Genomic DNA, 14,779 nt, shown 5'->3' with positions numbered 1-14,779 from the left:
GAAGCATGATCATCGCGCGCGAGCAGGACGTCACGGCCGCCGCCCTGGCGGTGATGGAGCGAACCTCCGATCCGCGGCTGCGGCAGATCATGGTCTCGCTGGTGAAGCACCTGCACGGCTTCGTTCGCGACGTCCGCCTGACCGAGAAGGAATTCCGCGACGCCGCGGCTGTGATCGCGGAGCTCGGCAAGCTGAGCACCGACACGCATAACGAAGTCGTGCTGATGGCGGGCTCGCTCGGCGTCTCGTCGCTGGTGTGCCTGCTCAACAATGGCGATCAGGGCAATACGGAAACCGATCAATCGCTGCTCGGCCCGTTCTGGCGGTTGAACTCGCCGCGCGTGGAGAACGGCGGATCGATCGTCCGCTCCGAAACTCCGGGCGCGCCGCTGTTCGTCACCGGCCGCGTCATCGACAAGGACGGCCGTCCGGTCGCCGGCGCCGAGGTCGATGTCTGGCACGCTTCGCCGGTCGGCCTTTACGAGAACCAGGACCCCGAGCAAGCCGACATGAACCTGCGCGGCAAGTTCACCACCGATGTCGACGGGTGCTTCGCGTTCCGCTCGGTGATGATGATCGGCTATCCGATTCCGACCGACGGCGTCGTCGGCCGCCTCCTGAAGGCGCAGGACCGGCACCCCTATCGCCCGGCGCATCTGCACGCCCTGATCGTCAAGCCGGGATTCAAGGTGCTGATCTCGCAGGTCTATGATCCCAACGACCCTCATATCGACAGCGACGTGCAGTTCGGCGTGACGCAGGCGCTGATCGGCAAGTTCGTGCGCCACGAGACGCCGCATCCGACCGCGCGTGACGTCCCCATGCCCTGGTATTCGCTCGACCACACCTACCGGCTCGAAGCCGGGGAGGCCGTGCTGCCGCGTGCGCCGATCAAATAGGAGAGCCGTCCATCCGGGTGGGGAGCAGCAAAAGCGGCTTCCCTAAATTAGTTATATTCTATAATGATTGGCGCAAATGGTGTCCGGCCGGACCGAAAATGGCCGGGGAGGAGTTCGCCAATGACGTTCATCTATCCCACTGACAGCAACAGGGCGCATCCGCTGCCGCTGTCGCCCGAGTACAAGAGTTCGATCAAGCGCGCGCCGAGCAAGCCTTTGACCCCGATGCGCCACACGCTGTCGGAACTCACCGGCCCGGTCTATGGCCACGAAACCGTGCGCGAGGGCGACAACGACCTCACCACCCAGCACAAGGGCGAGCCGCTCGGCGAGCGCATCATCGTCCACGGCCATGTCCGTGACGAGGACGGGCGCGGCGTGGCCAATACGCTGGTCGAGATCTGGCAGGCCAATGCCTGCGGCCGCTACGTCCATGTCCGCGACCAGCATCCGGCGCCGCTCGATCCGAATTTCACCGGCGCGGGCCGCACCGTGAGCGATGCCGACGGCTATTATCGCTTTGTCAGCATCAAGCCCGGCGCCTACCCCTGGGGCAATCACCACAATGCCTGGCGCCCTGCCCACATCCATCTCTCGGTGTTCGGCCATTCCTTCGTCTCGCGCCTGGTGACGCAGATGTACTTCCCGGGCGATCCGCTGTTCCCGTTCGATCCGATCTTCAACTCGGTGCCGGACGAGAAGGCGCGGATGCGCATGGTCTCGTCATTCGACCTGGAGAATACCAAACCCGAATGGGCGCTGTGCTACCGTTTCGACATCGTGCTGCGCGGCAAGAACGCCACCCCCATGGAGACCCACTAACGTGCAGAATTCCGCGAAGCCCGATGGGATCACGCCGTCGCAGACGGTCGGCCCGTTCTTCAAATACGGCCTGACACCGACTGGCGAGTACGCCTGGAATGACGCCTTCACCAACTCGACGTTGACGCCAGACGTCTCCGGCGACCGCATCCGCATCGAGGGCCGGGTGCTCGACGGCGATGGCATCCCCGTGCCCGACGCCATGCTGGAGATCTGGCAGGCGGATGCGCAGGGGCGCTACAATGATCCGCAGGACAAGCGCGCGCTGCCGAACGCGAGCTTCCGCGGCTTTGCCCGCTGCGGCACCGACAAGGACGGCAATTACTCCTTCGACACCGTCAAGCCGGGCACGGTCCCCGATCCCGATGGCAAGCCGCAGGCGCCGCACATCGTTCTGGCGGTGTTCGCCCGCGGGATGCTGCGGCATCTCTACACCCGCATCTATTTCAGCGACGAAGCCGGCAACGCCGCCGATCCCGTGCTGGGATTGGTCCCGGCCGATCGTCGCGCCACTCTGATCGCGATGCGGGAGGCCGACAAGCCGGTCTATCGCCTCGACCTGCGCCTGCAGGGCGACGGCGAGACGGTGTTCTTCGACGTTTGACGTCGCCGCCTTCCTGTGAAGGCGGTTGTCGCGCACTGGCACTTCCCCGTGAGATCATGCAGTATGGCTGCGGCACCGGGGGGCGCGATTCATGACATCCTCACAATTGCCGGCGGTTGCTGAACCCGGTTACCTGACGGCTGCGCTGCGCAAAGCCGGCGCACTGGACGCCGGCGCCGTGCGCGAAGTGAAAGTGCTGAATCAGCGCGACACGGTCGTGTCGCAGATCATCCGTCTCAGCCTGCGCTATGTCGGCGAATCCGCCGGTGCCCCGCAAACGCTGATTTTGAAGATGGCGCATGCTGCGTTCGCCGGAACACTTGCCGATCGCGGCGAGCACGAAGTCGCTTTCTACACGCAACTCGCGCCCAACATGCCGCCGGGAATCGTGCCGCGCTGCTTCGACGGACAGTTCGTCGCCGAAAGCGGCAGCTGGCATCTCCTGCTCGAAGACCTCACTGATAGCCATGAACTTGCGACTGTACCGACGCTGCCGCCCTCGCGAGATCAGTCGATCGCCATCGTCACCACCCTGGCGCGCATGCACGCGGCGTGGTGGAATCATCCCGCCCTCGGCGAGACCGTCGGCACCTGGGCGAGCATCGAGGATAGCACCGCGCGCATGGAGACCTTCGCCGGTCACTACGATCGCTTCGCCGATCAGCTCGGCGATCGCCTGAGCGAGGAACGACGCATCCTCTATCGGCGCCTCATCGAACAATCGGCCCGGCTGTCGCAGCGCTATCATTCGCACCGTCACCTCAGCATCGTCCATGGCGACGCCCATACGTGGAACTTCCTGCTGCCGCGTACCGGGGTGGCCGACACCGTGCGCATCTTCGATTTCGACCTGTGGGGCATCAACGTGCCCACCCACGACCTCGCCTACATGATGGCGATCCAATGGTATCCGGAGCGCCGGCAGACCCTCGAGCGCGCGCTGCTCAATCGCTACCACGAGACGCTGCTCGCACGTGGTGTCGCCGGCTACACGCGCGGCGCGCTCGACCAGGATTATCGCTGGTCGGTGCTCTGGCACATCACCAAGCCGGTCTGGCAATGGGCGATCGACCTCCCGCCGGGCATCTGGTGGAACAATCTGGAGCGGGTGATGATGGCCGTCGAGGATCTGGGCTGCGAGGAGCTGTTGTAGGGAGCGCGCTACACACTCGCTGTCGTCGCCCGGCTTGACCGGGCGACCTGGTATTCCAGAGACGTTTGTGGGATGCGGAGAAGCCGCGGCGTCCTGGATGCCCCGGTCAAGCCGGGGCATGACAGCTGTAGCTACTCCATCACCGCATGTTCCGGTCCCGCCGCCTGCTTGCGCAGCGCGGCCTTGGTCGAGCCGATCAGCAGCGCCAGCGGGATGGTGCAGAGGATGAAGAACATCACGAGCTGGTAGTCGTGCGAAAACGCGATGATCTGTGCCTGCACGCCGACCATCCTGTCCGCCATGGCGCGGCCGGCGCTGGTGGTGAGATCGATCATGCGGCTGACGTCAGGCATCTGCAGCGCCTGGTTGAACGGGTTGATGTGCTCGGACAGGATCGCATAGGTCCGCCGCGTTCCCTGCGTCAGCTGCGCGATCACCACGGAGATGCCGACCGAGCTTGCGACGTTGCGCATCAGGGTCAGCATCGCGGTGCCGTCGGTGCGCAGATCGTTCGACAGCGTCAGGAACGCCACGGTCGAGAGCGGCACGAACACGAGGCCGAAGCCGAAGCCCTGGATGACGCTGACGGTCACGATCTCCGGCACCTGGGTCAAATCGGTCCAGCCGGTCATCTGGAACAGCGAGCCCGCGGTCAGCGTCAGGCCCGAAATGATCAGCGTGCGCGCCTCGAAGTAGCGCATCATGCGGCCGACCAGCATCATGGCAAAGAAGGTGCCGAAGCCGCGGCTCGCCAGCAACAGGCCGGCGGTGATGATGGGATAGCCGATCACGTTCTGCATGTAGGGCGAGGCCAGCGCCATGGTCGAGAACAGCACGAGCCCCATCACGATCATGAACACGCAGCCGGTGACGAAGTTGCGATCCTTGAACAGGGCGAAGCGGATGAACGGCGCCGAGGTCGTGAAGGAGTGGGCGAGGAAGAAGTAGAAGGCGACGGCCGAGACGATGAACTCCGCAACGATCTCGTTTGATTCGAGCCAGCCCAGCTGCTCGCCGCGATCCAATGCGAGCTGCAGCGCGCCGATCGCGATCGCCAGCGCGGCGAAGCCGAACCAGTCGAATTTGAGACTGAGGTCCTTCCTGGTCTCATCCATGAAGATGATGAGCCCGATCACCGTGATCGCGCCGAACGGCAGATTGACGAAGAACACCCAGTGCCAGGAATAGGTTTCGGTCAGCCAGGCACCCAACGAGGGCCCCATGATTGGGCCCATCATCACGCCCATGCCCCAGATCGACATCGCCTTGGCGCGTTCCTGCAGCGTGTAATAGTCCAGCATGACCGATTGTGACAGCGGCACCAGCGCGGCGCCGAACACGCCCTGCAGCAGGCGGAACAGCACCATCTGGTTGATGTCCTGGGCAAGGCCGCACAGCACCGAGGCCATGGTGAAACCGGCCGAGCAGATGATGAAGATGCGCTTGCGGCCGTAGCGATTGGCGATCCATCCCACCGGGGCCGTCATGATCGCAGCGGCGACGATATAGGAGGTCAACACCCAGTTGATCTGGTCCTGCGAGGCCGACAGCGTGCCCTGCATGTAGGGCAGCGCGACGTTGGCGATCGTGGTGTCCAGCGCCTGCATGATGGTCGCGGTCATGGCGCAGATCGTCACCATGTTCCGGCGCAGGCCGGGGACCATCAGGTTGGCGTGGGGGCCCGACATCGGATCAGTCCTTCTTAGTCTTTATCCTGACCGGCCGTCGCCGACAGGCCGATCAGACCGGCGAGCGAACGCTTATGGCCGGTGTCGATGGTGGCATAGACGCTCATGCCGGCCTTGAGCTTCTTCACGTATTTGTCGCTCTCGTCGAAATAGATCCTGACAGGCACGCGCTGCACCACCTTGACGAAATTGCCGGTGGCGTTCTGCGGCGGCAGGATCGCGAATTGCGCGCCGGTGCCGGGCGACAGCGAGCCGATCTTGCCCTTGAAGACATGGTTCGGGAACGCATCGACCTCGAGCGTGACGGGCTGACCCTCTGCGACGTAGGTGAGGTCGCTCTCCTTCGGGTTGGCGTCGACCCAGGGATGGGCGACATCGATGATCGAGAACACCGGCGTGCCGGCCGCGACGAAACGTCCAAGCTGGATCTGCTCGACCTGCGTCGCGACGCCATCCATGGGCGCGCGCAGCACGGCGTGGTCGAGATTGCGTTGCGCATCGTCGAGTTTGGCCTTTGCTTGCGCGTAGGGCGGGAACTGCTCCAGCGGCAAGGAGGGATCGCCGAGCAATTGTGTCTTGGCGTTCGAGAGCTGCTGCTTGATGAACTGGGTTTGCGCGGCCGCGGTTACCAGCGCATTCGACGCATTGTCGAGATCGAGCTGCGAGCCGAAATTGTTCTTGACCAGCGCCTGCTTGCGCTCGACGTCGCGTTGCTTGAGATCGACGCCCTGCTGGGCCAGGTTGAGCATGTCTCCATAAATCTTGATGTTGGCGACGAGATTCTCATAGGTCGTCCGGGCCTGCGCGAGCTGAGCCTTGGCTTCATCCACTGCGAGGCGGAACGGCACGGGGTCAATCTCGAACAGCTCGTCGCCCTTTTTGACCGACTGGCCTTCCTTCACGACCACCTTCTGGATCTTGCCGGAGATATCCGGCGTCACCAGCACTTTCTGCGCGCCGACATAGGCGTCGTCGGTGCCGACATAGCGGCCGCCGTTCAGGTAGAAGGTCAGGCCGGCGATCACGGCGACGATCGGAAGCACCACCATCAGCAGGAAACGGCGATAGCGGCGCAGGCCGGCAGTGATGCGGCGGCGCGGATCGGTGCCGGCCTTCTTGGTCGGCTTGCCGCTGTCCAGTTTCTGCTCGGGCTGGAATTTGAGAACCTGATCAGCCATAGCGCTGCTCCTTACGTGCTTGTTCCGCTCCGGATGTCTGGATCGCGTTCCGCACGTTTTCTTTCATGGTTTCGAGTTGGGTGAGGAGACGGTGGGCGTCCGCGGGACTGATGCCGTCGAGCGCATTCGCGGTCAGCTCGGATTTGAGGCCGCTCATCTTGCCGAGCAATTGCCGCCCGGCCTTCTTGAGGTACAGGCGCTTGACGCGGCGGTCCGAGGCGTCGCTGCGGCGCTCGATCCAGTCGCTGTCGCAGAGCTTGTCGATCAGCCGTGTCAGCGTGATCGGCTGCATCTCCAGGAGCTCGGCAAGTTCCGACTGCTTCATGCCCTCGCTGCGCTCGACCTTGGACAGCACCGCCCATTGCGCGCGGGTGATGCCGAAGCGCGAGGCCTCCTTGTCGGCATAGACGCGCAACAGCCGGTAGAGCTCGCCGAGCGTGAACAGGAAATTCTGGTCGACAGACCCGCGGGTCATGAGCTTGGTCTCCAATAAGCTTAGAATATTATAAGCAAGCTTATGAAATTTTCATGGCGGCGCGACGCGACGCTGTCCCGCCGCAAAAGCATGGCTGACCGCCGCCGCGCCGGTCGCGCTTTGGGTTCCCCCGCCGAAATGTTAGAAAGCAGGCCGGATGACCCTCGCAAAGCCGGCATTTCCGACCCCTGACCATGATCACGGCCGCTGCACCGCGGACGCGCTGGCGCATGCGGAAGCGGTTTGCGAGGCTCGCGCGCAGAAATTCACGCCGATCCGCCGCCATGTGCTGGGGGCCCTGCTTTCCAGCCACCGCCCGCTCGGGGCCTACGAGGTCATCGACGAACTCGCCAAGTCGATGCCCCGGCCGGCGCCGATCACGATCTACCGTGCTCTCGATTTCTTGATGGCGAACGGCCTCGTGCACCGCATCGAAAGCCGCAATGCTTATCTCGCCTGCGCCGCCCACGACCACGATGCCACCTCGGCGGTGGCGTTCCTGATCTGCGAGCGCTGCGGCCTGGTTGGCGAGATTCCATCCGGATCCTTTGCCGGAGATCTCAATGCTGCGGCGCGCGCGTCAGGCTTCGCGCCGAAATTGTCCGTGGTGGAGATCACGGGCATCTGCACCCATTGTCAGAAAGTCTCTTAAAGCAACAACGGCGCTAAAGCCGGCCCAGGAAGACATGTCCGCACCTCAAACGCTTCCCTCCGCCGCGCGCCCTCTGAGTGCCGGCGCCATCGCCCTGATGCTGATGCTGTGCCTGACTTGGGGCTTCAACCAGATCGCAGTGAAGCTGGTGCTGCCGGACGTCCCACCGATGCTCCAGGCGATGATTCGCTCGATGGGCGCGCTGCCGGTGCTGTTCCTCATCGGCACGTTTCGTGGTGTCAAATTCTTCGAGAATGACGACACATGGAAGCCCGGCCTGATCGCCGGGCTGATGTTCGGCATCGAGTTCGTGCTGATCTTCCAGGGCTTGCGGCTCACCACCGCCTCCCGCGCGGTGGTGTTTCTCTACACCGCGCCGTTCTTCGTCGCGCTCGGCTCTTATCAGATGCTCGGCGAGCGGCTTGGCGGCACGCAATGGCTGGGCCTCGCCGTGAGCTTTGCCGGCGTCGCGCTCGCGATCGGCGTGCCGCAGGCCAATGTGGATTCGCATGTCCTGCTTGGCGATCTCATGATCGTCCTCGGGGCGTCGCTGTGGGCCGCGACCACGCTGGTCGCCAAGGGCACACGGCTGCGCTTCGCCGCGCCCGAGAAGGCGCTGGGCTATCAGGTCGCGACCTCGATCCCGATCCTGGGAACGGCTGCCTTGCTCTCAGGGGAATCCATCACCCACACCCCGTCGCCGCTCTCGATTGGTCTTCTGGCCTTCCAGGCGATCTGGGTCGTTGGAACCACGTTCACGCTTTGGTTCGCGCTGGTGAAGGCCTATTCGGCCAGCAAATTGTCGGCTTTTACCTTCATCACCCCTTTGTTTGGCGTGGTGGGTAGCTATTTCATCATGCACGACACCCTGAGTCTGGCCTTTGGGGCGGCAGCCGTCCTTGTAATTGCTGGACTTTTTCTGGTTAACCGTCCGAGCCAAAGTGCTGCGGCGCCTCGCGATGCATTGCTGAACGTCACCAAAACCTGATATTTGGACCCCATGAACAAGCTCGAAAATCCCCTCGATTCCGACCTCGCGGGCCCCGCGCCGCGGCACAAGACCACGCAGGTGAAGGTGGGCAACGTTGCCGTCGGCGGCGGCGCACCGATCGTCGTGCAGTCGATGACCAACACCGACACCGCCGATATCGACGGCACCATCGCCCAGGTCGCAGCGCTCGCGCGCGCCGGCTCCGAAATGGTCCGCATCACCGTGGACCGCGAGGAGGCCGCTGCCGCCGTTCCTCACATCCGTGATGGCCTCGCCAAGCGCGGCATCACCACGCCCCTGATCGGCGACTTCCACTATATCGGCCACAAACTGCTGGCGGCCTATCCGGCCTGCGCCGAGGCGCTGGCCAAGTACCGCATCAATCCCGGCAATGTCGGCTTCAAGGACAAGCGCGATACCCAGTTCGCCGACATCATCGAGATCGCCAACAAGAACAACAAGCCGGTGCGCATCGGCGCCAATTGGGGCTCGCTCGACCAGGAGCTTTTGACCAAGCTGATGGACGAGAACGCCGCCTCCGCCAATCCGCGTGACGTGCGCGCGGTGACGCGCGAAGCCATGGTGCAGTCCGCGCTGCTCTCGGCCGCGCGCGCCGAGGAACTCGGCATGCCCAAGGACCGCATCATCCTCTCCGCCAAGGTCTCGGCAGTGCAGGATCTCATCGCGGTCTATCAGGATCTCGCGGCGCGTTCGGACTACGCCATCCATCTCGGCCTGACCGAGGCCGGCATGGGCTCGAAGGGAATCGTCGCGTCCTCGGCCGCGCTCGGCATCCTCTTGCAGCAGGGTATTGGCGACACCATCCGCATCTCGCTGACGCCGGAGCCCGGCGGCGACCGCACCCGGGAGGTGCAGGTCGGCCAGGAGCTGTTGCAGACCATGGGCTTCCGCACTTTCGTGCCGCTGGTTGCGGCGTGTCCCGGTTGCGGCCGCACCACATCGACCACGTTCCAGGAGCTGGCGCGCTCGATCCAGGACTTCATCCGCGACGAGATGCCGAACTGGAAGAGCAAATATCCCGGCGTCGAGGAGCTCAACGTCGCCGTGATGGGCTGCATCGTTAACGGCCCCGGCGAATCCAAGCATGCCAATATCGGCATCTCCTTGCCCGGCACCGGCGAAGCGCCGGCTGCGCCCGTCTTCGTCGACGGCAAGAAGTTCCGCACGTTGCGCGGTCCGACCATTTCCGCCGACTTCAAGGCGCTGGTGATCGACTACATCGACCAGCGCTACGGCCAGGGCGCCAAGGTGCCCGCGCCAGCGGCGGAGTAGCCATCTCCTGATTATCGTTAGGATGGGGCGGGTCCGCGAAGAGCGGCCCGCCCTGTTTCTTTTGCGCGGCCATTCCCGGATTGCGCTCGGCTCCGTCCGCGCTACGATGACTCCCAATCAGAACGATCGGGAGAACCGCCATGAGCTCACTCGCCGGCAAGCAGGGCCCGCGCTATCGCCACATGGCCGAGGACGGTGCGCCTTACGAGACCATTGCGGTCGAAAAGCTCACCCCCATCATCGGCGCTGAAATATCCGGCGTCGACATCGGCAAGCTGGTCGATGGCGATACCGGCTCCAACCGGCAGATGGACGAGATCCATCGCGCGCTCGCCGAAAACCTCGTCATCTTTTTCCGCGACCAGGCCATCACGCCGAAGCAGCATCTCGCCTTCGGCCGCAGGTTCGGCGAGCTGCATGTCCATCCGGCCGCGCCGCACGAGGACGAAGATCCGGCCTTGATGAAGATCCATGCCGACAAGAACTCGCCGCGCGCCAACGGTGAAGGCTGGCATTCCGATGTCTCCTGCGATCTCGAGCCGCCGATGGGCTCGATCCTCTACATCAAGCAGTGCCCGCCGCGCGGCGGCGACACGCTGTTCGCCAACATGTACGCGGCCTATGAGGCGCTGTCCGATCGCATGAAGGCCTATCTCGACGGCCTCACCGCACTGCACGATGGCGAGCCGATCTATCGCGGCCTTTACGCGAACTATGGCGTCGCGGACAGGCCGAGCTATCCGCACGCGGAGCATCCGATCGTGCGCACCCATCCGGTCACCGGCAAGAAGGGGCTCTACGTCAACAGGGGCTTCACCCGCCACATCAACGGCATCCCGCGCGACGAGAGCGATGCGATGCTGGCCTATCTCTACCAGCATGCCGAGAACCCGCTGTTCCAGTGCCGCTTCCGCTGGACCGAGAACGCCGTCGCCTTCTGGGACAACCGCTGCACCCAGCACCGCGCGATGTGGGACTACTGGCCGCACACGCGCTCGGGCACGCGCGTGACGGTGAGGGGGGAGCGGCCGGTGTGAAAATATCGTGGCGGATCACTGCCGCTGTTGCTGTTTCGCTCATCCCGCTTTTGGCCTCGCCAACTGACCATGGCGAAGCGGCCGCGGCTCATAAGCTCGCGAAAGCGAAGGCCAAAACCGCGCCCAAGCCCTCGGTCGCGCCGCAGGCATGCGATCCCCGCAATTTCAAGATCGTCCTCGACGTCGGACACACCTCCGAATCGCAGGGGGCGACCAGCGCCCGCAACGACGTCGAATTCGGCTTCAACCTGAATTTGACGCGGCGGATCGGAACGCATCTGAAGTCGGCGGGCTTCGCCGCGACCCGCGTGCTGGTGACCGATGGCAAGGCGAAGCCGAGCTTGCTCAAGCGCGTCGGCACCGCCAACGCCGCGCATGCCGATTTCTTCCTGTCGATCCATCATGATTCCGTGCCGGACAAGATGCTCGAGGAGTGGGAATTCGACGGCGCCAAGAGCTATTTCAGTGACCGCTTCAGCGGCCATTCGCTGTTCGTATCGGAGCGCAATCCGCACTTCACCGACAGTCTCTCGTTTGCCCGGCTGCTCGGCAAGGAGCTGAAAGCGGACGGGCTGCACTATGCGAGCCAATACACGCTGCCGCTGATGGGGCGTTACCAGCATCCGCTGCTCGACAAGGAGGTCGGCGTCTACCGCTATGACGGGCTGGTCGTGCTGTCGCAGACCCGCAGCGCCGCGGTCCTGCTGGAAGCCGGCTCCATCATCAACCGCGACGAGGAGATGGCCATGAACTCGCCGGAGCGGCAGGAGTTGATCGCGTCGGCCGTGACGACGGCAATGCGGGAATATTGCGGCAAGCGGCAGGTTGCCGCGCCCGCAACGACGGAACGCTACAGCGGCGCCCGCTGATACTCCCGGTTCGCCAGGCTCGCCTCCTCCAGATCGAGGTCGCGCTCGATCCTGCGCCGCGTCTCGTCCGTGATCTGCCCGTCGCGCAGGAGGTCGTGAATGAATTTGCGCTCGGCTTCGATCAGCTCGCGGGTCAATGCGGTGCCGGCGGCGGAGACGTCGTGGTGGGCGGGATCGAGCGAATCGGGAAGCTGGTTGACGCGGATCTCATGGCGGGCGCGCAGGAGCCGCACCACCTCGTCGGAGACTTCCTTCTCCGCGGTCAGCGCATCCAGCGATTTCAGCGCGGCGTCGAGCGCCTGGCGCCGTGCCGCAATCTCGGCCGCGTGCTCGGCGACATGCTCGCTGCGGCCAGCTTCCGCGATGCCGAGCCAGCGCACAACCTGCGGCAGCGTCAGGCCGACGCCGATCAACGTGATGAAGATGACACCGAAGGCGACGAACAGGATCAGGTCGCGATACGGGAAGGCGTCGCCGTCAGGCAGCGCGAACGGCAGGGCCAGCGCGGCCGCCAGTGACACCGCGCCGCGCACGCCGGTGAAGGCGAGCGCAAACGGCCATTGCCACGGCGGCGACGGATCGCGCGTCCGCAGCGATTTGCTGAGCATCCGCGGCAGATAGGTCGCGGGGTAGAGCCAGGCGAAGCGCGCCACCACGATGATGGCCACGACGACAGCGGTCGCGATCATGATGTCGTCGAGCGGGAACGTCTTCGATTTCTCGTAGAGCGCACGCATCTGGAAACCGGTGAGCAGGAACAGCAAGCCCTCGATCAGGTAGATGATGAGGTCCCAGAAGAAGATGCCTTGCAGGCGTGTCGACGCCGAAATCAGCAGCGGCCCGTTCCAGCTCACATAAAGGCCGCAGGCGACGGTGGCGATCACGCCGGAGCCGCCGACATGCTCGGGCAGCCAGTAGGAGACGTAGGGCGTGATCAGCGACAATGTCAGCTCGACCTGCGGATCCCGGGACCATTTGCGCAAGCGCAGCGACAGCCAGCCGACGCCGATGCCGAAGGCGATCTCGCCGGCGACGATGAGAGAAAATTCGCCTGTTGCCAGCGGCATTGAGAAGTGCCCGACCATGATCGCCGCGAGCGCGAAGCGGTAGAGGATCAGGGCGGTGGCGTCGTTGGCGAGCCCTTCGCCTTCGAGGATGACCACGAGCCGGCGCGGCATGTTCAGCCGGCGCGCGATCGCGAGCGGCGCCACCACGTCGGGCGGCGCGACGATGGCGCCCAGCAGGAAGCCGATGCTCCAGGGCAGGCCGATCACGTAATGGGTGGCCGTCGCCACCATCGCCGCGGTGAAGATCACCGCGCCGACCGCGAGCAGCACGATCGGGCGCAAATTGTTCCTGAACTCGCGCCAGCTCATGGCGACGCTCGCCGAATAGATCAGCGGCGGCAACACCATCAGCAGGACCAGCTCCGGCGGCAGTTCCACCGGCGGCATGCCGGGCACGAAGGCGAGGCCGACCCCGGACAGCATCAGCAGAATGGCAGGCGCCATGTTGAAGCGCCGCGCGACCAGCGCCGTGCCCGCCAGCACGGCCAGCAGGATGAGAAAGGTCTGGAATTGCGCTACGATCATGACCTGTCTTGGCCCGGAAGCGGCCGACAGGTCAATGCAGGGCGGCCTACATCAGTCGGTCGGCCACCATACGCCCGATGCGCGCGAACACCGCCTCGAGCTGCGCCGGGCTTGGCGTGCCGCCCTGGGTGTAGGCTGCAATCAGGATCGGTGCATCAGGTTTGGGCCAGGCGACTGCGATGTCGCCCGACGCATCCTTGCCGTTGTTGCCGGTCTTGTCAGCTATTTTCCAGGCTGCCGGCAGGCCGCCGCGCAGCCGGTTCGCCCCGGTCTTGCAGTTCACCATCCATTCGGTGAGCTGGGCCTTTGAGGCCGGCGACAGCACCTCGCCGGTGACCAGTCGCTTCAGAGTGCCGGCCATCGCCCTCGGCGTGGTGGTGTCATGGGGATTGCCTGGCGGCGAGCGATTGAGCTCGGGCTCGTTGTGGTCGAGCCGCGTGGTTGTGTCGCCGATGGACCGCCAGAACTTGGTGACCGCGGCGGGGCCGCCGACACGTGCCAGCAGCAGATTGGCGCAGGTGTTGTCGCTGAGTTCGACGATTGCCTTGCACATGTCCGCAACCGACATCGCGCCGGCCGACACGTTCTGCTTCGCGACCGGCGCGTATTCGAGCAGATCGGCCTTGCCGAAAGAGATCATCGCAGCCAGCTGCTCCTCGCCGCGGTCGACGCGCGCCAGCACGCAGGCTGCCAGCGAAGCCTTGAACGTCGAGCACATCACGAAGCGCTCGTCGGCGCGCCACGCGAGCTGCTTGCCGGTCGCCAGATTCTCCGCATGGACCCCGATCCTTCCGCCGCTCTCGCGCTCGTAGGACTCGAGTTCAGGCGGCGCGTCTGCGGCGAGGGCGGGGGCAGCGGCCATCCAGGCGAGCGAGGCGAGCAGGGAGCGGCGATCGAGGTGCATGGGGGACTTTCGGGAGATGGGATGGGCGCGCTTCTTGCATCGTCATTGCGAGCGAAGCGAAGCAATCCAGAATCTCTCCACGGAGACAGCCTGGATTGCTTCGTCGCAAGAGCTCCACAGCAATGACGTGTGGCGAGAGCTGCGCGATGACGGAGAATGAAGGACAAGTGTGCCCGATTTCGGGCGGAGGAAGGTGGAAGCGCCTCACTCCTTCAGGTCATACCTGTACGATTTCGACACGATCTGCCAGCCGTCGGCGAGCTTCATCGCCACCAGGTAATCCGTGAAGAACCGCGGCGGCAGCTGGCATTTGACCTTGATGAAGGCGGTCTTGTCGTCCGAGCGGTCGATGGTGATGATGAAATCCTCGCGCGGCTTGCCTTCCGCCTTGGCGGAGGGTCGCTTGCGCACCCAGGCGAGCCAATCCGGCACGGTCAGGATCTTCAGCTCGCCCTTTTCTACCCAGCGCAGATCGGCGGACGGATGAAAGACGGCGCCGAGTTTGTCGGCGTCGCCTTCGTAAAGTCCATCAAAATAGGTTTGCACGACGGCTTCGACGCTCGACCGGTTCTGGCCCATGGGTCATCCTTTGAATGATGGCTGGGCGCAAACTTAGTCGCTC

The 14,779-nt window shown here is 64.4% G+C and carries 15 protein-coding genes; 9 read left to right on the top strand and 6 right to left on the bottom strand.

The annotated features are described in order from the left end of the window. Positions 1-5: 5 nt before the first annotated feature. The 4 genes from XH88_RS14545 (at position 6) to XH88_RS14530 (ending at position 3,478) form a co-directional block, all read left to right on the top strand. Entirely contained in the window at positions 6-899 is an 894-nt protein-coding gene (locus XH88_RS14545) for a dioxygenase family protein (protein ID WP_271668974.1), read from the top strand. A gap of 120 nt (positions 900-1,019) precedes the next feature. Next, complete coding sequence (pcaH, locus tag XH88_RS14540; RefSeq protein WP_271668973.1) at positions 1,020-1,721, top strand: protocatechuate 3,4-dioxygenase subunit beta; 702 nt, start codon at positions 1,020-1,022, stop codon at positions 1,719-1,721. A 1-nt stretch (position 1,722) separates the two neighbouring features. After that, positions 1,723-2,325, top strand: a complete 603-nt coding sequence (pcaG, locus tag XH88_RS14535; protein ID WP_271668972.1) for a protocatechuate 3,4-dioxygenase subunit alpha — start codon at positions 1,723-1,725, stop codon at positions 2,323-2,325. Between the two features lie 91 nt (positions 2,326-2,416). Beyond that, positions 2,417-3,478 carry a phosphotransferase family protein gene (locus tag XH88_RS14530; RefSeq protein ID WP_271668971.1) on the top strand — a complete coding sequence of 354 codons (1,062 nt, stop codon included), beginning with the start codon at positions 2,417-2,419 and terminating at the stop codon, positions 3,476-3,478. A gap of 131 nt (positions 3,479-3,609) precedes the next feature. On the opposite strand, the gene XH88_RS14525 is transcribed toward XH88_RS14530, so the two are convergent. From XH88_RS14525 to XH88_RS14515, 3 genes are read right to left on the bottom strand one after another with little or no spacing between them, the layout of a single operon-like run. Continuing rightward, entirely contained in the window at positions 3,610-5,166 is a 1,557-nt protein-coding gene (locus XH88_RS14525) for an MDR family MFS transporter (RefSeq protein WP_271668970.1), read from the bottom strand. A 14-nt stretch (positions 5,167-5,180) separates the two neighbouring features. Continuing rightward, complete coding sequence (locus tag XH88_RS14520; protein WP_271668969.1) at positions 5,181-6,344, bottom strand: HlyD family secretion protein; 1,164 nt, start codon at positions 6,342-6,344, stop codon at positions 5,181-5,183. Next, the gene (locus XH88_RS14515) at positions 6,337-6,819 is read right to left on the bottom strand and encodes a MarR family winged helix-turn-helix transcriptional regulator (protein ID WP_271668968.1); all 483 of its coding nucleotides are present in this window, start codon (positions 6,817-6,819) and stop codon (positions 6,337-6,339) included. The genes XH88_RS14520 and XH88_RS14515 overlap by 8 nt, the downstream gene beginning before the upstream one ends. A 157-nt stretch (positions 6,820-6,976) precedes the next feature. Between XH88_RS14515 and XH88_RS14510 the strand changes: the two genes are divergently transcribed. The 5 genes from XH88_RS14510 (at position 6,977) to XH88_RS14490 (ending at position 11,661) form a co-directional block, all read left to right on the top strand. Beyond that, a complete protein-coding gene (locus tag XH88_RS14510) occupies positions 6,977-7,471 on the top strand; it encodes a Fur family transcriptional regulator (RefSeq protein ID WP_271668967.1) in 495 nt (164 codons plus the stop codon). Positions 7,472-7,505: 34 nt separating this feature from the next. After that, a complete protein-coding gene (locus tag XH88_RS14505; RefSeq protein ID WP_271669066.1) occupies positions 7,506-8,459 on the top strand; it encodes a DMT family transporter in 954 nt (317 codons plus the stop codon). A 12-nt stretch (positions 8,460-8,471) separates the two neighbouring features. Continuing rightward, positions 8,472-9,755, top strand: a complete 1,284-nt coding sequence (ispG, locus tag XH88_RS14500) for a flavodoxin-dependent (E)-4-hydroxy-3-methylbut-2-enyl-diphosphate synthase (protein ID WP_271668966.1) — start codon at positions 8,472-8,474, stop codon at positions 9,753-9,755. A gap of 140 nt (positions 9,756-9,895) precedes the next feature. Beyond that, positions 9,896-10,792 carry a TauD/TfdA dioxygenase family protein gene (locus XH88_RS14495; protein ID WP_271668965.1) on the top strand — a complete coding sequence of 299 codons (897 nt, stop codon included), beginning with the start codon at positions 9,896-9,898 and terminating at the stop codon, positions 10,790-10,792. After that, positions 10,789-11,661 (top strand): N-acetylmuramoyl-L-alanine amidase, encoded by an 873-nt coding sequence (locus XH88_RS14490; RefSeq protein WP_271668964.1) that lies wholly within the window; start codon positions 10,789-10,791, stop codon positions 11,659-11,661. Before XH88_RS14495 ends, XH88_RS14490 begins: the two co-directional genes overlap by 4 nt. Here the strand turns inward: XH88_RS14490 and XH88_RS14485 are convergent. The 3 genes from XH88_RS14485 to XH88_RS14475 all read right to left on the bottom strand — a co-directional run bounded on the left by XH88_RS14485 (position 11,643) and on the right by XH88_RS14475 (position 14,736). Beyond that, positions 11,643-13,253: a Na+/H+ antiporter gene (locus tag XH88_RS14485; RefSeq protein ID WP_442868440.1), complete on the bottom strand. Its 1,611-nt coding sequence runs from the start codon at positions 13,251-13,253 to the stop codon at positions 11,643-11,645. The two genes, XH88_RS14490 and XH88_RS14485, sit on opposite strands and share 19 nt — an antisense overlap. Positions 13,254-13,299: 46 nt before the next feature. Then, on the bottom strand, positions 13,300-14,157 hold the full coding sequence (bla, locus tag XH88_RS14480; protein WP_271668963.1) for a class A beta-lactamase: 858 nt from the start codon (positions 14,155-14,157) through the stop codon (positions 13,300-13,302). A gap of 204 nt (positions 14,158-14,361) precedes the next feature. Beyond that, a complete protein-coding gene (locus XH88_RS14475) occupies positions 14,362-14,736 on the bottom strand; it encodes a nuclear transport factor 2 family protein (RefSeq protein WP_271668962.1) in 375 nt (124 codons plus the stop codon). Positions 14,737-14,779: the final 43 nt, after the last annotated feature.

This window comes from Bradyrhizobium sp. CCBAU 51627 (assembly GCF_028128765.1).
In the GTDB taxonomy this organism is placed as follows: Bacteria; Pseudomonadota; Alphaproteobacteria; order Rhizobiales; family Xanthobacteraceae; genus Bradyrhizobium.
Note: the sequence above shows the minus strand (reverse complement) of the source record. Positions and strands in the feature narration are given on the sequence as shown.